The sequence below is a fragment of the Marinomonas sp. A3A genome, from assembly GCF_018336955.1.
In the GTDB taxonomy this organism is placed as follows: Bacteria; Pseudomonadota; Gammaproteobacteria; order Pseudomonadales; family Marinomonadaceae; genus Marinomonas; species Marinomonas lutimaris.
Genome location: NZ_CP025532.1, coordinates 768,729 through 790,360, shown reverse-complemented (window position 1 = coordinate 790,360; position 21,632 = coordinate 768,729). Strand labels below are relative to the sequence as shown.

Here is a 21,632-nt window from a genome sequence, read left to right as displayed (position 1 = left end):
AATACTTGCCCAGATAAATAAGGCTAACAACCTTACCAAAGTCCAGAAAAAACAAAAGCGCCCGAAGGCGCTTATGTCGCTCACGAATTCATTTGCATGAACTCATTTGCTGCTGCTCTTTATACTATTGCATCAAAAGAACGCTATTACTTACGACCAGCGCGTTTACGCTCGTTTTCAGTCAATAATTTCTTACGAATACGAATGCTTTCTGGTGTTACTTCTACCAATTCATCGTCTTCAATAAACTCAAGCGCTTGCTCTAGTGTATGACGAATAGGTGGAGTCAAGGTCAAGGCTTCATCTGTACCAGAGGCACGCATGTTAGTTAACTGTTTACCTTTAACTGGGTTAACAGTTAAGTCATTATCACGTGAGTGAAGACCGATAACTTGACCTTCATATACTTCAACCGCGTGACCCAAGAATAAACGACCACGGCTTTGCAGGTTAAACAAAGCGAACGCTGCTGTTTTACCAGTCACCATACTGACCAATACACCATTCTGGCGGCTACCAACATCACCTTCTTTTACTGGACCATAATGGTCAAATACACTGGTCATGATACCAGAACCAGAAGTTAGTGTTAGGAACAAACCACGGAAGCCGATCAAGCCACGAGAAGGCGTCATGAACTCAAGACGAACACGACCTTTACCATCTGGTTCCATGTTAGTTAACTCAGCTTTACGCAAGCCAAGTTCTTCCATGATAGAACCTTGATGCTGTTCTTCAACGTCGATAACCACTAATTCAAATGGTTCTTGAATTTTGCCGTCTACTTCTTTCTGAACCACTTCAGGACGAGAAACACCCATCTCAAAGCCTTCACGACGCATATTTTCAATCAATACAGAAAGATGAAGCTCACCACGACCAGAAACAATGAATTTATCAGGTGTTTCGCCTTGACGAACACGCAATGCTACGTTGTGGATAAGCTCACGATCAAGACGATCTGAGATATTACGAGTGGTAATGTATTTACCTTCTTTACCAGCAAACGGAGAGTCGTTAACCATGAAGGTCATGCTTACTGTTGGCTCATCTACTGTTAGAGCAGGAAGCGCTTCAACACACTCAGGATTACACAAAGTATCAGAAATACTTAGGCCGTCGATACCAGTAATACAAACGATATCACCAGCGCCAGCTTTGTTTGTATCAACACGCGCTAGACCATGGTAGCCCTTAACGTTAAGAACTTTACCTTTACGCTCTTTACCGTCAGCAGATTTTACAACTACTTGCTGGTTAGGAGACAGACTACCACGGGTAATACGACCGATACCGATAACACCAACATAAGCATCGTAATCTAATGCAGAAACCTGCATTTGGAACATGCCCTCTGGATCAACATCAGGAACAGGTACGCTGTCTACGATCATTTGGTAAAGTGGCGTCATGTCTTCTGCCATGTTTTCTGGGTCATTACCAGAAATACCATTGATTGCAGATGCATAAATAACAGGGAAGTCTAGCTGCTCTTCAGTTGCACCAAGGCTATCAAACAAATCAAAAACCTGATCCATAACCCAATCAGGACGAGCGCCTGGACGGTCAATTTTGTTGATAACAACAATAGGACGTAGGCCACGTTCAAATGCTTTTGATGTTACGAAACGAGTTTGTGGCATTGGGCCATCAACTGCGTCAACCAACAAAAGTACAGAGTCAACCATAGACAATACACGTTCAACCTCACCACCGAAGTCGGCGTGTCCAGGTGTGTCTACGATATTAATACGGTAGTCGTGCCACATAATTGACGTATTTTTCGCCAAAATCGTGATGCCACGTTCTTTCTCTTGATCGTTAGAGTCCATGATTCGTTCAGAACCTTGATCTTTACGATCTAGTGTGCCAGATTGGCTTAATAGCTGATCAACCAAGGTAGTTTTACCATGGTCAACGTGGGCAATAATAGCTACGTTACGTAACTTATTGATATCATTAGACATTTATAGTTCTCTGCATTTAGCGTGAGCAAAAAGATATACCGCCGCTTGATACGGGCAGATATGCTCTTCAAGCGTCTCGGATCTTGGTGCGGGGTAAAATTGGCGCAATTGTACCCTTATATTGATAAATATCCCATTAAAGTGACAAAAAAAGTCCACAAAAATACTTCAATAGGGTAACAATGCGCATTCATATAAAACGATAACATTCATATACTACAAAAATGCTACCGTTCATTAGTACTTATTAAGGTAAGTAAATACCTATATTTTCATGCCCTTTACCTAAAAGGTAAGAAGCATGCATACGACTCATGACACCTTTGCCGCAGTACAACAAATGCGTCACATCTTTTTCTAATTCAGCCCAATTAGATTCTAGTGCAAAAAATGGAATCACTTTGACAGGACGACCACTTACTTTTAAAGGTCGGTTGCTTGCTTCATCAGGATGGCGAATATCAATAATCACTTCATCACCCACTGGCATACGCACAACGGGCACTTCACCCTGATATTGTTTCGCCACATCGTCCATTACATTTTGAATAGACATGACCTGGGCGTTTTCAATCGCGCGCTCTAATACAGCAAAATCAAAATTAGACTCTTGCTTCTCTACACGATGCATTTTAGCGCGAGTGGTTGGTTTGACAGAAATAACACCACAGAATTCAGGCATACTGGCCGCAAATGGTGCAGTTCCGATTTCAATAGCCTTATCTATGATGACCTGCTTATTCGTGGTAATCAAAGGACGAAGCACTAACTCTTCCGTCACCTGATCAATGACTTTTAAATTCATCAAGGTTTGGCTGGATACTTGAGCAACACTTTCGCCCGTCACTAAGGCTTTTGCTCCGACTTCTGACATTAACTGAGAGGCTGCTCGCAACATCATACGTTTTAGGATCACGCCCATCTCAGCGTTATCGACTTTAGTTAAAATTTCACCAACAACCGCCTCGAAAGGCACAGTAATAAATTTAACATTAAGCGCTGAACCGTATTTTTCCCAAATGAAGTTAGAGACTTGCTTTACCCCAATCTCATGGGCATCACCGCCAAGGTTAAAGAAGCAAAAGTGTGTCTTCAATCCTCGACTCATGGTCAGAAAGGAACTCACGGTAGAATCGTATCCACCAGACATTAACGACAACACTGAATCTTGCGACCCAAGCGGATAACCACCAAGGCCCTCAACACGTTGTTCAATCATCCACACTCGATTATCACGAATATCGATAGGCACTAATACTTCAGGATTTTTTAAGCGAACAGCCAAGGCACCACAACGCGCTTTTAAGCATCCGCCAATATGTCTTTCTGCATCAACTGATGTGAAGTCATGATGACCAACACGTTTGACACGAACGGCAAACACCGCATCTTTAATAACATCGCCATAAGAAAGGATGGCTTGTTCTACAATGTCATCCAGATCTACTAATGGAAATTCGCGGACGAACTGAAAATGGGCAATGCCGGCAATATTAGATAAAGCCTGTATAAAGTCTTCTCGTAATTCATCCCTATCGGAAAACACTTCAATAAAATCCCAATTGCCAGAAACAACAACATCGGCATCATGTTTTTTAAGAACCAACTTAACATTATGTCGAAGCTGTTTAATAAAAGCCTTTCTAACTGGACGACTTTTAATAGTAATTTCTGCAAAGAACTTAACAATAAATTTCATAGAGGGTGCGATTTATACCGGATATTGGAAAGGCGCATAGTATAAAGAAAAGCCAGTAGATACGAAAACGCTAAATGCGCACCAACATAGAACAAAAAGCAAAAATGATGATCAAATATGGTGCATATTAGCTTTTTTAAAGGCTGGATTTAGCTACGATTAAGTGCACCACAAAATAAAAAGCACTTATCTTATTGTAATATAAGGAATTGTTAGTCCGCACAAAATTCTGGCACAAGTTATGCTTACTATCTGTTTGATAAATAACTCGACAAATGGCGCTTTGTATTAAATATTAAAGCACCTTTTACAACGAAAAATAATTTCGCTTTAACTACGACTGGAGAACAACTATGTCAAACAAGACCCTTGCCTTGATTGCTGAGCATGACGCGAAGTGGGTTGACCTTCGCTTTACCGACTTTAAAGGTAAAGAGCAACACGTAACTATTCCAGCTATTACGGTAGATGAAGAGTTTTTTGAAAACGGCCAGATGTTTGATGGTTCATCTATCTCTGGCTGGAAAGGCATTAACGAATCTGACATGATCATGTCTCCTCAAGATGATACTGCCGTTATCGATCCTTTCACTGAAGAATCAACTGTTATCGTTCGTTGTAACATCATCGAACCTTCTACTATGCAAGGTTATGACCGCGACCCTCGCTCTGTTGCCCTTCGCGCAGAAGAGTTCCTTAAGTCGACAGGTCTTGGCGACACAGCTTTCTTTGGTCCAGAGCCTGAATTTTTCATCTTTGACGATGTTAAATGGAAAACAGACATGTCAGGTTGTTCTGTAGAAATCAACTCTGAAGAAGCTGCTTGGTCTTCTAACAAGAAATTTGAAGGCGGCAACATGGGCCACCGTCCTTTCGTAAAAGGCGGCTATTTCCCAGTACCACCAGTTGACTCTCATCACGATCTTCGTGGCGCTATGTGTAACGCTATGGAGAGTATGGGCCTTGTTATTGAAGTGCATCACCACGAAGTAGCAACTGCTGGTCAAAACGAAATCGGTGTTAAATTTAACACGCTAGTTAAAAAAGCAGACGAAGTTCAAATTCTTAAGTACTGCGTACACAACGTAGCTCACGCTTACGGCAAAACTGCGACTTTCATGCCTAAACCAATCGTTGGTGACAACGGTTCTGGTATGCACGTTCACCAGTCTTTCTGGAAAAACGGCGAAAACCAATTCGCTGGCGATCAATACGCTGGCCTATCTGAAATGGCGCTTTACTACATCGGTGGTATCATCAAGCACGCTAAAGCATTGAACGCATTCACTAATGCTTCAACTAACTCTTACAAGCGTCTTGTTCCTCATTTCGAAGCTCCAGTAATGCTTGCATACTCTGCGCGTAACCGCTCTGCTTCTATCCGTATCCCATACGTTGCAAGCCCTAAAGGCAAACGTATTGAAGCTCGTTTCCCTGATCCAACCGCTAACCCATACCTAGCATTCGCAGCTATGTTGATGGCTGGTATCGACGGCATCAAAAACAAGATTCACCCTGGAGATGCTGCAGACAAAGATTTGTACGACCTTCCAGCTGAAGAAGCTCATGCCATTCCACAGGTTGCTAGCAGCCTAGAAGAAGCGCTTAAGTGCCTAGACGAAGATCGCGCGTTCTTGACTCAAGGCGGCGTATTCTCTGATGACATGATCGATGCTTACATCGAACTTAAAACTGGCGAAGCTCGTCGCGTATCTATGACGACTCACCCACTTGAGTTCGAACTTTACTACAGCGCTTAATATTTTAGACCGCTAAGTAAAACACGAAAGCCTCGACCTAGTTCGGGGCTTTTTTTTTACGATTATTTAAACACTTTTCTTACCAATCTTTTTTTATCCGTTGATTTATTTTGCACAAAAATAAACACGAACACCTACATGCACTATAATTGTGCATTAAACTTTTATAGTTAATACAAAGGCCTTAATAAATAAGCTATCTCGGACTGCCCAATGTTGGTTCGCTTTTTGCAACTATTTTTCAAGGAAACCATAAAAGCAGGAGTCAATAGAGAGGCACTGTCTGTGTATAGCTTATTAATAGACCATTTATCTACTGCGGTTGTTCAACTGAACGACAAGCTTGAGATCGAGTATCTAAATCCTGCAGCCGAAATGTTGCTGGCGGTGAGCCGACGCCGAATTTATGGCAATGATATTGGCGCCGCTTTTCGCGAAAACGAAGAAAGTATTCAAGCTCTGTATGCAGCAATAGAATCTGGCCACCCGTTTACTAAACGTGAGGCTGAAATTGAATGTAGCAACAGCAAAAAACTCTTTTGTGACTATACCGTCACACCAATAATGGGGACATCAAGCGATACCGAAAGTCTCATTATAGAACTGTACCCACGCGACAGAATGAAACGCATCTCACAAGAAGATGAAATCATAGCGAATCATGAAAGCAGCAAAGAGCTGGTTCGCGGCTTAGCACATGAAATTAAAAACCCATTGGGTGGAATTCGTGGCGCGGCACAATTGATTAGTCGCGCCTTCACTGACGAAGCCCTAAACGACTACACACAAGTAATCATTGAAGAATCGGATCGTTTACGTGACCTTGTCGATCGTTTGTTAGGGCCGAGGCAACTGCCTAAAAACAAATCACTCAATATCCATAAAGTAATTGAGCGTGTTAGACAGCTTATTTCCGTTGAAACAGAGAATCAAATTGAACTGATTCGTGATTACGATCCAAGTATTCCAGATCTGATTGGTGACGAATCTCAGTTAATACAGGCGTTGCTGAATATCACCAGAAACGCCATGCAAGCCCTAATGGATGATGAAGATAATCACCATAAAACGATTCACATGGTGACCCGAACATTGCGTCAATTCACTATTGGCTCTAAACGCCATCGCTTAGTGTGTAAAATCAGTATTATTGATAATGGACCAGGTATACCAGAAGCCATTCTCAAAACCCTCTTTTACCCCATGGTCAGCGGACGAGCCGATGGAACAGGCTTAGGACTGTCCATCGCACAATCCGTTATTCATCAGCACCATGGCATTGTTGAATGCAACAGTTACCCGAAAATGACCGAATTTAATATATTAATTCCCATTGAGACGACAGTCCAAGACCAGGAGAAACACTCATGACACCAGAAGAAACCGTATGGATTGTTGACGACGATCGTTCTATTCGCTGGGTATTAGAGAAGACATTAGAGCAAGAGGGAATCCAATGTCGTTTATTTGATTCCGCAGAAAATCTAGTCAACATGATTGATAAAGAGCAACCAAGTGCCATTATCAGCGACATACGCATGCCAGGCATGGATGGCTTAAAACTGCTCGAAAAATTGCAAAAAGATCACCCTTATTTACCTGTTATTATTATGACAGCGCACTCAGATCTTGAGAGCGCTGTTGCTTCTTACCAAGGTGGTGCTTTTGAATATTTACCTAAACCTTTCGACGTAGAAGAAGCAGTTAGTCTTGTTAAGCGTGCCATGCTGCATCACCGTAACGCCAGACCTAGCACTGATAACATGGAAGTGGCAGAAGAAGAGCCACAAGTTGATAAAGAAATCATTGGCGAAGCGCCAGCTATGCAGGAAGTTTTCCGAGCTATTGGCCGTCTTGCAAATTCAAATATTACCGTTTTAATTAACGGCGAATCTGGAACAGGTAAGGAACTAGTTGCACAAGCACTACATACCCACAGCCCTAGAGCTGCCAATCCTTTTATCGCTTTAAACATGGCAGCCATTCCACACGACTTAATCGAGTCTGAGTTATTTGGTCATGAAAAAGGCGCATTTACGGGAGCCAATACTCAACGTCGTGGCCGCTTTGAACAAGCTAACGGCGGTACACTTTTCCTAGATGAAATAGGTGACATGCCAGCTGAGACACAAACTCGTTTATTACGCGTTTTAGCCGATGGAGAGTTTTACCGTGTTGGTGGTCATACTCCAGTAAAAGTTGATGTTCGTATCATTGCTGCGACACACCAGAACTTAGAAAACTTGGTACAAAAAGGCTCTTTCCGTGAAGATTTATTTCACCGCCTAAACGTCATCCGTATTCATTTGCCTAAATTAGCTGAGCGTCGCGAAGACATTCCAAAACTTGCTCGCCATTTTTTAAGCCGTGCGGCGGACGAACTTTCCGTTGAACCAAAACAACTCACTAAAGAAACCGAAAACTACCTTACTCAACTTGAATGGCCAGGTAACGTTCGCCAATTAGAAAACACCTGTCGTTGGCTAATTGTAATGGCATCAGGCCGTGAAGTTTTGGTGGAAGATTTACCACCAGAATTACTTGCTGCCGTTCCTCACGAACAACCGTTCGCCTCATGGGAGGAAGCCCTTAAAAACTGGGTGGACAGCACATTGGCAACAGGCCAGAAAGGTATTCTTGACCAAGCTGTACCAAAGTTTGAGCGTATCATGATAGAGACAGCACTTGCTCATACTGGTGGACGCCGCCGTGATGCTTCTTTGTTATTGGGCTGGGGGCGCAACACGTTAACTCGTAAAATTAAAGAGTTGAATATCGACCACGCTGAGCAAGATGAGGATTAGCATCAGTTGAGATGCATGAAAATAAATGCAGGCAAAACTATATGCAATTTGCCTGCATTATCTCAGTTTTCTGCCATTTTTGACTTGCTTTTACGAACGCAATCCCCTACTAATTAAAGACAACTAATTGGTCATTAATAAACGGGAAAATAGTTATGTATCCAACACTTCAGTCCATGGGTATCACAAGCATACAGGACATTGAAAAATTTACTTTGCGTTACGAAGGCGGACACGACGTACTAAAAATTTATTACCGTCGTGAAAAAGGCTCATTACTTCCTAAAAGCAAAAAATTCAAATTTGGTCGCTCAACCAAAACTGTATTAGCGGATGGCGGTCAACAGACTTACCGACAAGTACAAGAGCCTTCTCTTATCGTTTTACGTGCAATGGAAGAGCTAGAGCAAATTGTTGGCAAACAGCACGAAACTAAAGCAACAAAAGCTGACTTGATTAAAGAACTAGAACACTTAGAAAAAGTAGTGAATAGCAAAATCAGCGAAATCAAAGAAAAAATCGATTCAATGCAATAACAGAGTTAAAAAGTCTATTTATAGGCTCACTAGCAGGAATGCTTTTCTATCGGCTAAAACATGGCGTTTAGGTCATTAATTGCAAGGCATCCTGCTAGCCCCATTTTAAAAATCCCGCTACAATCCATTCCTCTGCGTTTTTTGTTTTTCATATTTTTATAAGCCAATTTATATGCATCTTGTAACGTCCGTAGAAGAGCTTGCTGATATCATCCGACAAGGTGGTGTCATCGCTTACCCAACTGAAGCTGTTTGGGGATTAGGTTGTGATCCGTTCAATGAATCGGCAGTAAGGCGTATTTTGACTCTTAAATCCCGTCCAGAATCAAAGGGACTCATTCTAGTAGCGGGCGCACAAGAGGAATTATCTCCTTGGTTAAATACATTAGATTCTAAAGCAGCACTGCGCTTATTAAGCCGTAATCAAACACCCACCTCTTGGGTTGTTCCAGATACAACGATCACTCCAAGCTGGGTCAGAGGCGAACACCAAAGCGTAGCAATACGTCTATCTCAACATGAGCCAGTACAGCGTCTGTGTGCAGCTTTTAAAGGGGTTATTGTTTCCACTTCCGCGAATCCTGCAGGGTTGGAGCCTGCCATGAGCGCAGAAGAAGTGAACGCGTATTTTGGTGAGACAGTAGATGCGATTTTTGATGCATCGCTCGGAGAAGCGTCACAACCTTCACAGGTTCGAGACATTTTGACGGATACACTATTTAGAGCCTAAACCTTATTAGAGCCTAAACCTTTCTTATTTTATTAGACCGTCACTCAGATATAGCTAAAAAACAGCTTAAAACACGACGTTCAGCGAACTTCCTGTGCAAAAGCCTTATTTTTATCCACAATTATAAAAAAGCCACGCTTCATTATTTGTATAAATGAAACGTGGCTTTTATCTAAACAGTAGAATTAAACACTTCTACAGAAAAAATCGTAATTGAGATGCTTTTAATGACCACCCAAGTAGGCTTCACGCACTTCAGGATTAACTAATAATTCCGCACCAGTTCCCGTCATACGAATTTCACCATTCACCATTACATAACCACGATTAGCTAGTTTTAGCGCGTGATTGGCGTTCTGCTCAACCAAGAAGATTGTCATCCCCGTACTTGCCACGTCTTTCAGAATCTGAAAAATTTGCTTAACGATAATTGGCGCCAAACCTAGACTAGGCTCATCCAACAAAAGCAATTTTGGGCGACTCATTAGTGCACGCGCAATGGCAAGCATTTGCTGCTCGCCACCAGACATAGTCGAGGCACGCTGATTACGTCGTTCTAACAGTCGAGGAAATAACTCAAACATATGCTGCATATCTTCTTCAGCATGATCCATACCGATTGGAATCGTCCCCATCAGCAAGTTTTCTTCTACTGACATGCTAGGGAATATTCGACGACCTTCTGGGGATTGAGCCAAACCATGTGACGCCACATAGTGAGCCGATTTTTGCGAAATATCTTCGCCACGATAAATAATTTCACCAGAAGAAATGCGCGGCTGCCCAAAAATAGACATCAGCAAGGTAGACTTACCCGCACCATTTGCTCCGATTAGAGTTACAATTTCACCTTCGGTCACAGTCAAAGACACTTTCTTCAAGGCTTGGATTGGGCCGTAATGCACGTCAACGTCTTTAAATTCCATCAATGTAGTCATAGAGTTACCTCCTCGCCTTCTTCTGCACCAAGGTAAGCAGCAATAACCTTTGGATTACTCTTAATGTCATCAGGACCACCTTTTGCAATTACCTCACCGTGATCCAACACAACGATGTAATCAGAGATATCCATCACCATCCCCATGTCATGCTCGATTAATAATACTGTTGTATTATGCTCATCACGCAATACACGAATCATCTTGGTCAAAGCTTCTGTTTCAGACGGGTTTAAACCTGCAGCAGGCTCATCCAAACAAACAATCTCAGGATTGGTACACATAGCACGAGCAATTTCTAAACGACGCTGTTGACCATAAGAAAGCTCTCCGGCCAAGCGGTTAGCTGAATCTACAAGATCCACAACACCCAACCAATAAAAGACACGCTCTAAGGCTTCTTCTTCAGCTTTTCTATAAGATTTCGTATTCAAAATACCAGCAATCAAGCTGCGGTTTACTCGCATATGCTGAGCAACCAATAAGTTTTCTACTACCGACATCTCTTTGAATAAACGGATATTCTGGAAAGTACGAGACAATCCTGCACGGTTTACAAGATGCGATCCTCCAAACATTTTGTACTTAAGACGAGCAAAAAATGCGAATGGAGAAAAAAAGTCAGTCACCTGGAATGGTTCGCCAAGCACTTTAATAATGCTGGTCTCTTTGCCGCCAGCCGACAAAAGAATCTTACCTCCAGTCGCTTTATAAAACCCTGTTAGACAGTTAAACACAGTGGTTTTACCCGCTCCATTTGGCCCAATTAAAGCCGATACAGAACCGCGCTTGATATCAAAAGTCACATCATTTAGCGCTTTAATACCACCAAAGTGCATCACCAAGTTTTCAACAGCTAAAATATTTTCTTGGTTCATTTAACCACCCCTTTTCTCGCAGCAAAACCTGTTCGAGTAACACGAACAATACCTCGAGGTTTCCAAATCATCATCACTACCATCAAAATACCAAACATCAAGACACGGTATTCTGCGAATTCTCTTAGCATTTCAGGTAACACAGTCAAACAGAAAGCGGCAATTACAACACCTAATGTGGATCCCATACCGCCCAATACCACGATTGCCAAAATCAAAGCAGACTCGAAGAAAGTAAACGAAGAAGGGTTAACAAAACCTTGATAAGTCGCAAAAAACACGCCAGCTAAACCGCCAGTTGATGCACCTAACATGAAGGCAGAAAGTTTCACCAATACATGGTTTAAACCTAATGAACGACACGCTATTTCATCTTCACGAAGCGCTTCCCATGCACGGCCAATTGGCATTTTCACCAAACGATGCTTGATAAAAAGTACAGCCCACACAACCGCGAACAATACGATATAAATGAACATGTATTTATAAGCAGAATCATAAGGAATATTAAAAAACTCGTGGAAGGTTTGCCCCTCACTGGATCGACGCTTAAACTCCAATCCAAAGAAAGTTGGCAATGGCGCTGAAACACCGTTTGGTCCGTGAGTGAAAGACGCCCAGTTAGTCAAAATAAGACGAATTATCTCCCCAAAACCTAGTGTAACAATCGCCAAATAGTCGCCATGCATTCGCAATACAGGAAAGCCTAATATAGCGCCTGCAACCGCGGCCATTAGCGCGGCAATCGGCAACATTGACCAGAAGCCAAGCCCAAGGTTTTCATAACCTAATGCTAAACCGTAAGCTCCAATGGCATAGAAGCCAACAAAACCCAAATCCAATAAGCCAGCCAATCCGACAACTATATTAAGACCAAGACCTAGCAATACGTATATCAGACCAAGAATAACAACGGTAAGGACATATTTTGATGCGATAAAAGGCACTAAAAGACCAATTACTATCACCAATGGAATAATCCACACCATTTTAGACTTATGTCCAGGCTTAAGAACTTCTACACCTTCATCATTATTCGCATAACGAAAAGCCATTGCGATGCCTTTTTCTGTCTGAAAGAAACTAGACATAACAAAACGACCAACAGCAACAGCGGCGACCATCCAGGCTACCCGTACAAATTCCGTATTAAAACCATAACCATCTAGCACAACACCGACAATCGGGCCGAACAAGACAAGAGCCATAAAACCGGCAATCAGGGCATCAATACTACTTTTCTTAAAATTTATTCCTACAGCTTGGCTCATTTATACTTTCTCCACTTCAGGTTTGCCGAGAAGGCCACTTGGGCGAACAATCAAAATGAGAACTAATAAAGAGAATGAAAATACATCTTTATAATCAGAACTAATCAACCCAGCAAACAAAGCCTCGGACAATCCAAGAATCAGCCCACCTAGCATGGCTCCAGGTAAAGATCCGATACCGCCCAACACTGCTGCGGTGAAGGCTTTAATACCAATAATAAAGCCGACATAAAAATCAAATGCACCGTAATCTAGCGTAACTAGCACACCAGCTAATGCCGCCATAACAGCACCAATAACAAAAACAGTTGAGATAACTTTGTCAGTATCTATACCCAAAATAGACGCCATTTTTCGGTCTTGCTGAGTAGCACGACACATACGGCCCAATTTTGTTTTTTGGATAACATAGGTGAGAACACCCATGCCTAAGATGGAAATAAACAAAATCAATAATTTCATGTAAGTGATCTGCACAAAACCATCACCTACGTGAAAACGCAATGCACCGGTTAAAAGAGTCGGCACACCTTGTTGGTTAGCGCCCTGACTAAGCTGCACATAGTTTTGCAAAATCAGTGACATACCAATCGCAGAAATCAATACAGATAAACGACTAGAGCTGCGCAGTGGACGGTATGCAATACGCTCAATCACCCACCCGTACGCACCAGTAACGGCAACAGTAAGAAACAACGTGCCGACAAGAATAATAGGAAAAGATTCGATACCGAAAAAAGTTAAAAGAGCTAGAGCAATAGCGGTGATATAAGCTGATACCATGTAAACATCGCCATGGGCGAAGTTAATCATGCCGATAATGCCATACACCATGGTGTAACCGATCGCAATGAGTCCATAAACAGAACCAAGGGTAAGACCGTTTACCAACTGCTGGAGAACGATATCCATCGTAAGACCTCGTGGGAATTTTTTTAATATAGAGAGCATGTTTACCAGCGCAATCCTTGGCTGGTAAACATGAGTCGGTTATTACTGAAATGTAAGAACTAAATAAAAATCAGTCTACTACGTGATATTTACCTTGAGCATCCCACTCATACATAACGTAATCAGAAACAGTTAAATCGCCTTTTTCGTCGAAGTCTTTCTTACCCATTACGGTGTCAACAGAATGAGTCTTCAACCACTTAGCACCTTTGATTGGATCTAAATTGTTATTAGCTAGAGCTGCAACAGCAACTTGCATCGCAGTGTAAGAGTACAAAGTGTACCCTTCTGGCTCATAACCGCCGTCGCGGAACTCTTGGATGACTTTTTTACCAGATGGGTAAGATGTTGGTGGCGCACCAAATGTCATCAATACACCGTCTACGTATTCAGGTGAACCCGCAACTGAAACAAACTCGTCAGATACGATGCCATCACCTGAGATGAAGATTGCTTTAGAGCCTTGCTCGCGCAACTGACGAACAAGTGGGCCAGCTTCAGAGTGAAGACCACCGAAATACACAACATCCGCGTCTACAGAACGAATTTTTGTAATCAAGGCATTAAAATCTTTCTCGCCACGAGTCAAACCTTCGTACATAACTTCTTTCAAGCCGTAAGCGTTAAGCGTTGACTTCATAGCATCAGCAAGGCCTTTACCATAAGTGTCTTTATCGTGAATTACAGCAACGCGTTTTGCTTTCAATTTATCTACAATGTAGCTTGCTGCCACATCGCCTTGCTGATCATCACGACCACATACGCGGAAAACGTTTGGCAAACCTTGGTCGGTAAGTGTTGGGTTTGTTGATGCAGGCGTTACCATGATAACACCAGCTTCTTCGTAGATTTTTGAAGCAGGGATAGAAGAAGATGAACAGAAGTGTCCGATGACAGCCACAGCACCATCAGAGTCAACTAGACGGTTAGCAACCGACACGGCTTGTTTGGGCTCACAAGCATCATCTGCTTTAACAAGCTTAATCATTTCACCTTTAACACCGCCTGCAGCATTGATATCTGCAGCCGCTTTTTCAGCCCCTTTCCATAATTGCTCACCAAAAGCCGCATAAGCCCCTGTATGAGGGCCAGCAACACCGATGACTACATCTGCTTGAGCAAGTGTCGCAGCACCCGCAATAGCAAGAGAAATTAATGTTTTTCTAACAACCGCATTTGACATAAGAAAAGCCTCTACTCGTTTTGTGTTTTATCGTTATTATTCAAAAGCAAGAAGCGTTCCAACAATTAAACCCTAAAGAAAAGGCATTAATAATGGAACTTTCACAGCAACTATTCAAAAAATGTGCACCTTTATAATGCTACACATTAATATCAGACTAAACTTTGGTCAATAGTAGTGCGCATAAATAATGTAATTAGCTTGGATAAAACTCTACATTCCTAAAAAAGTGCAAAATTAATCACTGATTTTTTTTGTTTGTATGGTTTTTTATACTTCAAAGAGAGGGCGTCGCACTAAGCAGGAGCAAAAGATTAAGAGGTCGAAATGAGAGGGCAAAAATAGATGTATAACACCCATCCTAAAAAATAACTACTTACTATAATTTAGTACAAATCAGCTGCTAATGAATTAGTGAAAAGTCGGATTTTTTATCAAAAAACTCCGACTCTATCAAAAAAAACAGAATCTCTAGGTTATTTGTCGCTGAGAGCAGGTTCTGATGGGGAAGCACTTAATAGATCAGATAGACGAACTAAGCGAACACCATCTTGCTCTAGATGATTAAGACGCTGTTTAAGATAAGCCATAGTTTCTGGATATGGATGCCCAATTGCCAGAGCGCTGCCATGCTTCCTTGCAAGCTTTACTAAACGAGAAAATTGTTTATCGATAGCTTGTTCAGTGCGAATGTTATCCAAAAAAACATCTCTACTGACTGTCTCTAAACCATAGTCTTGAGCTGTTTTTTTGGCCACACTTTTAGGACTAGTTAGACTGTCTATAAAAAACAGTGAGCGACCTTTAAGGGTTTCCATTACCCACTTCATCGAGTCTGCTTTGGTTGTTAGCAAACTGCCCATATGATTGTTGACGCCTTGTATCCCTGGTAAGCCATCCAAGTCCTTACTCAGAGTCTCTTTTAATTCATGCTCCGTCATTTTGGCATACAGTCCACCAGGACCAAGCTTCAACTCTCGCTGGTTTTCCATCGGTGCATGCAGAAGAGTAATGCGTTTTTGTTTCTGCGCCGTCAATGCCGTCTGCATAGCAAACGGTGTGCTGGGTAATATCGCCAAAGCTACCTCGGTAGGCAGCATTAACGATGAATCCATACCGTTGCGGTTATAACCCAAATCATCGATCAAAATGGCTATTCGCGGCATCTTAGGATGAACATCAACAGCTAAAATTTTAGCTGGCCCCCCTTCTTTTTTAGAGTGATTAGGCTGCTGATCTACTTTAGGAAATGATTTAAAAGGCTTTGACTCGTAATCAATAGGAGCATCTAGAAAAGGCACAATCGCCGGTGTCCATGGCTTAGCAGCTTCCAATACTGAGGAATTAGATTGAGTCGAAGTGTTCGGTGGCGTAGCACTAGAATTATCTACCGAAACAGAGTTGTTAGACGATACGGGGAAATAGGATTCTACTGGAAAGCCTGATGCTTCTGTAGGCTCTTCTTCTTGCGGTGCTAAAAGGGGCCCTAAATGCTCAGGAAGGACAACGGGTTCTTCAAAAAAAGTCGCGCTATCCTCCTCCGTTACTTGCTCAGCTTCAAGGGCAAGCATCTCTACCCTATCTACAGGTACCGCTTCTGAGTCATCAAGAGTACGACTTAACTCATCCGCACACCCAGGAAGGGCGAGCAGACAAAATATAACCACTAGGAATTTCTTAAAATCAAACAAGCGCGCTTTTACCAAAAAAATATATTTATCAAAAAAATTACTATTTCTGCGCTAACTTAGGCAGCGTTTTCAAAATAGTAACTGCTTGGAATAACTGAAAATCCGTTTTAGCCAACTCACCAATATCAGACTTCACATCAGCACTGGTGCGCTCTTCGCCACCCGTTCCGTTCCCCAGATGTCCTTTTAACTCAGCTTCTTTAACAAAAAATTGCCCCTTATCAAAAGTCAGAGTCGCCTGTGGAACTATCAAATCAGGCGTTATTCCTTGAGCTTGGATAGAACGGCCATTGGGCGTGTAATACAAAGCCGTTGTTAATTTCACTGCGTCACCATTCGAAAGAGGGACGACGGTTTGTACAGAACCTTTACCGAATGTTTCTGTACCTAGAATCACGGCACGTTGGTGATCTTGCAAAGCGCCAGCGACAATCTCTGAGGCTGAGGCAGAACCTTCATTAACTAACACTACAACAGGCACATTATCGAATTGGGTATTTTTCTCTGTGGCAACAAACTGACTTTTAGACAATTCGTGACGACCATTTGTATACACAATCATGCCTTTATCTATAAAAGCATCCACAACCCCAACAGCACTTTGTAAAACACCACCTGGATTATTACGCAAATCTAAAACAACGCCTTGGATTTTGTCTTCTTTCTTAAGCTTATCAATGGCTTGATAAAACTCTGACGCACTATCACCTTGGAACTGGCTAATACGAAAATACGCAATACCATCACCTAACCATTTATCGGTAACACTGGTATCTTCTACTAAGCGGCGTGTTAATTCATAATGTTTAACTTCACCGTTTCGCTCAATATCCAAGGTCACTTTAGAGCCAATTTCACCACGCATTAAAGTGACAATATCTTGCATACCAAGATCCGTTATTAAGGTGTTATCAATCTTAATAATCACATCACCGGGCAAAATTCCAGCTTCTGCTGCCGCAGAACCATCAACAGGCGTCACAATAGTAAGACGTTTATCTTTCATCTCAACTTCAACACCAATGCCAGCATAGTTTCCGGATGTCAGTTCATTAAAATCGACCAATTCCGCCTTAGTAAAATATTCAGAATGTGGATCAAGCCCTGAGACCATACCTTTCAACGCTTTATGAAGAATATCTTGATCAGACATCACTTCAACATAACCTTCCCGGATTGTCTCAAAAGTTTCTACAAAAGACTGAATTTCAGCAGTAGGCAACTTTGATTTTTCCTGAGCATCCACAGGAGGCTGCGCAGAAAAAGCAGGCGGCACCAATAACACCATAAATAAAAAGGGAATTCGTTGACGCAAAATATTGATCATGTTTCTTCCTATGAATTTCTTACTGGCTTAAGGTCTAAGTATGTAAAGTAAACTACCCTGCGTTCACCCAAGAAAGTGGTTTTAATGGCGTACCATTATGTCGAATTGCAAAAAACAACGCTGGATCAGGACGACCACCAGTGCTACCAACCATAGCTATAGTATCGTTTGCCCCTACCCATTCGCCGACCTCTTTTAATAAGCTTTGGTTGTAACCGTATAATGACATGTAACCATCACCGTGGTCTAAAATAAGTAAAAATCCGAAGCCTCGCATCCAGTCAGAAAACACCACTCGACCAGAAAATATGGCATGAACAGGCTCACCTTCTTTAGCACGCAATGTAACGCCACCTAAGTTGATACTGCCATTAGAGGATAATTCAGTCAGTGTTTTTAATGGGCGAACCAATTTGCCACGCTGTGATGAGAAAGGTACATCTTGATCAGGGATTTGTATGTCAGCAAGCGCCTCTTCAAGACGTTTCAACATATCCTGTAGGTTTTTCTGATCTTGTACTAATTGTTTAGAGCGTTTATCACCCTTAGCTAAGTCACTGTCTAACTTAGCCAATAAATTGCGTCGATCAGCTTGTTGAGCAGTAAGACGGCTACGTTCTGCTTTTAATTCGGCTTCTTCTTTGGCTTGCTGAGCTCGATGGCTACGAATGCTTTTTTCAACCAAATTCAAATCACTCACTTCGGTCACAAAGCCATTAATAAGCGACTGTCTAGCATTGGAAAAATAACGATTGTATTGCACCAAGCGCTGAGCTTCTTCAGAGCTATCACCATTCAACAATAGCTTGATACTTTCTTCATTACCGGAACGATAAACCGCCCTTAATTGGGCGGCTATTTGTTCATTTTGTTGTTGAATACTTAATTGAAGTGTTCGCTGCTGTACTCTCAATTCTCCCAGCTGCTGCTCACCTTTTTTTAAGCTTTCTTGAATGTTCTGAATTTTTTTAAGCAATTCCTGAATGTCTTTCTCTTTGACTTCAAGTTGCTTTTCCACATCAGACCGCTCAGACTTAATATCTTTCAACCAGCTATTAAGCTTTTGCAGATCTTTCTGTAAAGCCTGAATCTGCTGTTTAGCCTCCTCCGGAGTTTGTGGTTCACCTGCCGCCCAGCCGAAGCTGGACAGCAAAAACAAACTCAAAAGAAGACAACGGGATAGTAAGATCATTCTTGCCTCATGCTCGCGTCAGCAAGCTCACACCTGTCATCTCAGCAGGTTTGTCCATTCCCATCATATCTAGCAAGGTAGGAGCAAGGTCACACAATGCGCCTTCTTTAATGCCTAAACCTTGAGTTGGAGAGAACAAAACCAAAGGCACAGGTCCAATAGTATGAGACGTTAAAGGCTGAGCACCATCGTCACTTAACATTTGCTCAACGTTGCCATGATCGGCAGTAATCAAGCATTGGCCACCATTCACTTTCAAAGCTTCAATAATACGACCTAAACAAGCATCAACCGCTTCAACCGCCTTAACCGCCGCTTCGAAAATACCGCTGTGACCAACCATGTCACCGTTGGCAAAGTTACAGATAATAGTGTCGTATTTACCCGCTTCGATCACTTCAACAAGCTTGTCAGTCACTTCTGGCGCGCTCATTTCTGGTTTCAAGTCGTAAGTTGCCACATTTGGTGATGGAATTAGCTCACGCTCTTCCCCATCAAACAAAGCCTCTTCACCACCATTAAAGAAAAAGGTTACGTGAGCGTATTTTTCAGTTTCAGCAATACGTAATTGTTTCTTACCATGCTTGGCTAGCACTTCACCCAATGTATTCGTCAAAGCAATAGGAGGAAACGCCACATCGGCTTTAATATCGGAAGCAAATTCAGTGAAGGTAACAAAAGACGCAAGTTTTGGATAAACAGCGCGTTTAAAACCATCAAAGTCAGCATCGGTGAAAGCACGAGTTAATTGGCGCGCACGATCAGGACGGAAGTTAGCAAAAATAATCGCATCGCCATCTTGAACTGGTGCAGACTCACCAACGATAGTGGCTTTTACAAACTCGTCATTTTCGTCACGCTCATAAGCGGCTTGAATCGCGCCCTCAGCTGTATCAGCTTGAAACTCGCCCTTGCCTAGAACAATGGCATCGTAAGCTGTTTGCACACGATCCCAACGATTATCACGGTCCATCGCATAATAACGACCGGTTAAAGTCGCAATTTTACCCACACCTAGCTCGGCTAATTTAGCTTCTAACTCAGCCGTTGGTGTTTTAGCAGAACGAGGCGGCGTATCACGGCCATCGGTAAAACCATGAACGTAAATCGCTTTCGCGCCACGTTTTGCCGCTAATTCGCACATCGCCATAATTTGCTCATGATGACTATGAACACCACCATCAGACAACAAACCTAAAATATGAACCGCTTTGCCAGCACTGACAGCTTTATCAACCGCATTAACAAGCGCTTCATTTTCAAAAAAAGAACCGTCTTCAATGGCTTTTCCGATACGAGTAAAGTTTTGGTAAACCACACGACCGGCACCTAAATTCATGTGACCTACTTCAGAATTACCCATTTGCCCTTCGGGTAAACCCACCGCAAGACCAGACGTTTTAATTAAAGTATGAGGCTGATTATTCCAAAGCGCGTCCCAGTTAGGCGTGTTTGCTGCACTAATCGCGTTGGATTTAGAAGTTTCGCTGTATCCCCATCCATCAAGGATAAAGAGGGCTGTCGTTTTTTTGTTCATGTTAATCTATCCCGTAAATTGATCATGATTATGCCTCGATACTATCACAGGCTTGTAATTTAGTTACAGACTAGCGTTCCTATTCAGACTATTAATTTCACTAATAAAGACTGTTTCACCACTAATAGGAAGCTGACAACTCATTCCGCTTTGCCAATAACCAATCTCGAAAAATCACCACCTGTTCAAGATCTGCCTTGTCGGCAGGATAAGACAAAAGATACTCATGAGGCGTCGAAACTGCTTTACCGAAAGGCGCCACCAGCTCGCTATTTTGCAAGCTGCGCTCTGCCAATATGGTCGGCATAATAGCAATGCCCATGCTGTTTTTAGCCGCTTCGAGCAACATATGAAAATGCGCGAAAGAAGCACCAGCAAAGGAACCACTTTCTAGTCCTTGTGCCACCATCCAGTCTGGCCATGCATTAATACGTGATGATAAATGTAAAAAAGGGAATGCTGTGACATCTTCAACGTTCCACGCATCAAATGACTTGTCGCCAATGCGAGCCAATAATTCCGGTGAGCAAACCGCGACCACGCTTTCTTTCATCAATTGATGAGAAATAGCACGAGGCCAATGATCGCCACCGTAGTGCAAAATAATATCGATGCTTTCAGGGTCAATCTTTGCAGCATCATCTAAGGAACGAACTTTAATTTGAAACTGCGGGTGAGCAGTTTGAAATTCAGCAAGCAGAGGCATCAACCAATAGGACGCCAAGGTGGGCAATGCAGAAATCGTTAGCGTGGTTTTTTCATCTTCTCGATGCAGCATGCGTAAACAGGCGTTTTCCATGCCATCCAGTAAGGGAACCACTTCTTTGTAATAAGCAGCGCCCGTGCCTGTTAATACCAAGCGCTTATTGAGACGAATAAATAAATCTCGCGACAAAAACTCTTCAAGGTTACGAATCTGCCGACTAACAGCACTTTGGGTAAGATGCAGTTCTTCCGCAGCCTTAGTAAAACTTAAATGCCTGACCGAAGCCTCAAAGCATTTCAACGCGGTTGACGATGGGATATAACGGCGCATGTAGGCGTTACTCAATTAGCTAAAACTGGAAGACAATAACTGTATCCTATATCACGCTTATTCCCAACCAGTAAAATAAAAAACGCACCATAAAGATGCGTTTTAATATAAAAGTTATTCGCAGTAAACTTA

17 protein-coding genes are annotated in these 21,632 nt (G+C 42.3%); 5 read left to right on the top strand and 12 right to left on the bottom strand.

Annotated elements, in window-relative coordinates:
• Positions 1–146 precede the first annotated feature (146 nt).
• Together typA and thiI are read right to left on the bottom strand one after the other, a co-directional pair.
• Positions 147–1,967, bottom strand: coding sequence for a translational GTPase TypA (gene typA, locus CYL31_RS03680; RefSeq protein ID WP_212917628.1), 1,821 nt, complete (start codon positions 1,965–1,967; stop codon positions 147–149).
• A 247-nt stretch (positions 1,968–2,214) separates the two neighbouring features.
• Positions 2,215–3,666, bottom strand: coding sequence for a tRNA uracil 4-sulfurtransferase ThiI (gene thiI, locus CYL31_RS03675; RefSeq protein ID WP_212917627.1), 1,452 nt, complete (start codon positions 3,664–3,666; stop codon positions 2,215–2,217).
• 353 nt (positions 3,667–4,019) lie between these two features.
• Here thiI and glnA point away from each other — a divergent pair, with 353 nt between their 5' ends.
• From glnA to tsaC, 5 genes are all read left to right on the top strand, one after another.
• A complete protein-coding gene (glnA, locus tag CYL31_RS03670) occupies positions 4,020–5,426 on the top strand; it encodes a glutamate--ammonia ligase (RefSeq protein ID WP_212917626.1) in 1,407 nt (468 codons plus the stop codon).
• A gap of 285 nt (positions 5,427–5,711) precedes the next feature.
• Entirely contained in the window at positions 5,712–6,797 is a 1,086-nt protein-coding gene (gene glnL / locus CYL31_RS03665; protein ID WP_212918832.1) for a nitrogen regulation protein NR(II), read from the top strand.
• The gene (gene ntrC, locus CYL31_RS03660) at positions 6,794–8,230 is read left to right on the top strand and encodes a nitrogen regulation protein NR(I) (protein ID WP_212917625.1); all 1,437 of its coding nucleotides are present in this window, start codon (positions 6,794–6,796) and stop codon (positions 8,228–8,230) included. The genes glnL and ntrC overlap by 4 nt, the downstream gene beginning before the upstream one ends.
• A gap of 155 nt (positions 8,231–8,385) precedes the next feature.
• Positions 8,386–8,766, top strand: a complete 381-nt coding sequence (locus tag CYL31_RS03655) for a DUF3461 family protein (protein ID WP_212917624.1) — start codon at positions 8,386–8,388, stop codon at positions 8,764–8,766.
• 172 nt (positions 8,767–8,938) lie between these two features.
• Positions 8,939–9,496, top strand: coding sequence for an L-threonylcarbamoyladenylate synthase type 1 TsaC (tsaC, locus tag CYL31_RS03650; RefSeq protein ID WP_212917623.1), 558 nt, complete (start codon positions 8,939–8,941; stop codon positions 9,494–9,496).
• 224 nt (positions 9,497–9,720) lie between these two features.
• Here tsaC and CYL31_RS03645 read toward each other — a convergent pair whose 3' ends face one another.
• The 10 genes from CYL31_RS03645 to CYL31_RS03600 all read right to left on the bottom strand — a co-directional run bounded on the left by CYL31_RS03645 (position 9,721) and on the right by CYL31_RS03600 (position 21,500).
• Entirely contained in the window at positions 9,721–10,434 is a 714-nt protein-coding gene (locus tag CYL31_RS03645) for an ABC transporter ATP-binding protein (RefSeq protein ID WP_072838944.1), read from the bottom strand.
• Positions 10,431–11,312, bottom strand: coding sequence for an ABC transporter ATP-binding protein (locus tag CYL31_RS03640; protein WP_212917622.1), 882 nt, complete (start codon positions 11,310–11,312; stop codon positions 10,431–10,433). Before CYL31_RS03640 ends, CYL31_RS03645 begins: the two co-directional genes overlap by 4 nt.
• A complete protein-coding gene (livM, locus tag CYL31_RS03635) occupies positions 11,309–12,583 on the bottom strand; it encodes a high-affinity branched-chain amino acid ABC transporter permease LivM (protein WP_212917621.1) in 1,275 nt (424 codons plus the stop codon). The genes CYL31_RS03640 and livM overlap by 4 nt, the downstream gene beginning before the upstream one ends.
• Complete coding sequence (locus CYL31_RS03630; protein ID WP_011978557.1) at positions 12,584–13,495, bottom strand: ABC transporter permease subunit; 912 nt, start codon at positions 13,493–13,495, stop codon at positions 12,584–12,586.
• Between the two features lie 109 nt (positions 13,496–13,604).
• On the bottom strand, positions 13,605–14,717 hold the full coding sequence (locus CYL31_RS03625; protein WP_212917620.1) for a branched-chain amino acid ABC transporter substrate-binding protein: 1,113 nt from the start codon (positions 14,715–14,717) through the stop codon (positions 13,605–13,607).
• A gap of 476 nt (positions 14,718–15,193) precedes the next feature.
• Positions 15,194–16,384, bottom strand: a complete 1,191-nt coding sequence (locus CYL31_RS03620; protein WP_249411683.1) for a divergent polysaccharide deacetylase family protein — start codon at positions 16,382–16,384, stop codon at positions 15,194–15,196.
• 64 nt (positions 16,385–16,448) lie between these two features.
• Positions 16,449–17,735, bottom strand: a complete 1,287-nt coding sequence (locus tag CYL31_RS03615) for a S41 family peptidase (RefSeq protein WP_212917619.1) — start codon at positions 17,733–17,735, stop codon at positions 16,449–16,451.
• Positions 17,736–17,787: 52 nt separating this feature from the next.
• Complete coding sequence (locus CYL31_RS03610) at positions 17,788–18,927, bottom strand: murein hydrolase activator EnvC family protein (RefSeq protein ID WP_212917618.1); 1,140 nt, start codon at positions 18,925–18,927, stop codon at positions 17,788–17,790.
• Between the two features lie 7 nt (positions 18,928–18,934).
• Positions 18,935–20,464, bottom strand: a complete 1,530-nt coding sequence (gene gpmI, locus CYL31_RS03605; protein ID WP_212917617.1) for a 2,3-bisphosphoglycerate-independent phosphoglycerate mutase — start codon at positions 20,462–20,464, stop codon at positions 18,935–18,937.
• A 121-nt stretch (positions 20,465–20,585) separates the two neighbouring features.
• Positions 20,586–21,500: a LysR substrate-binding domain-containing protein gene (locus tag CYL31_RS03600; RefSeq protein WP_212917616.1), complete on the bottom strand. Its 915-nt coding sequence runs from the start codon at positions 21,498–21,500 to the stop codon at positions 20,586–20,588.
• Between the last annotated feature and the right edge of the window lie 132 nt (positions 21,501–21,632).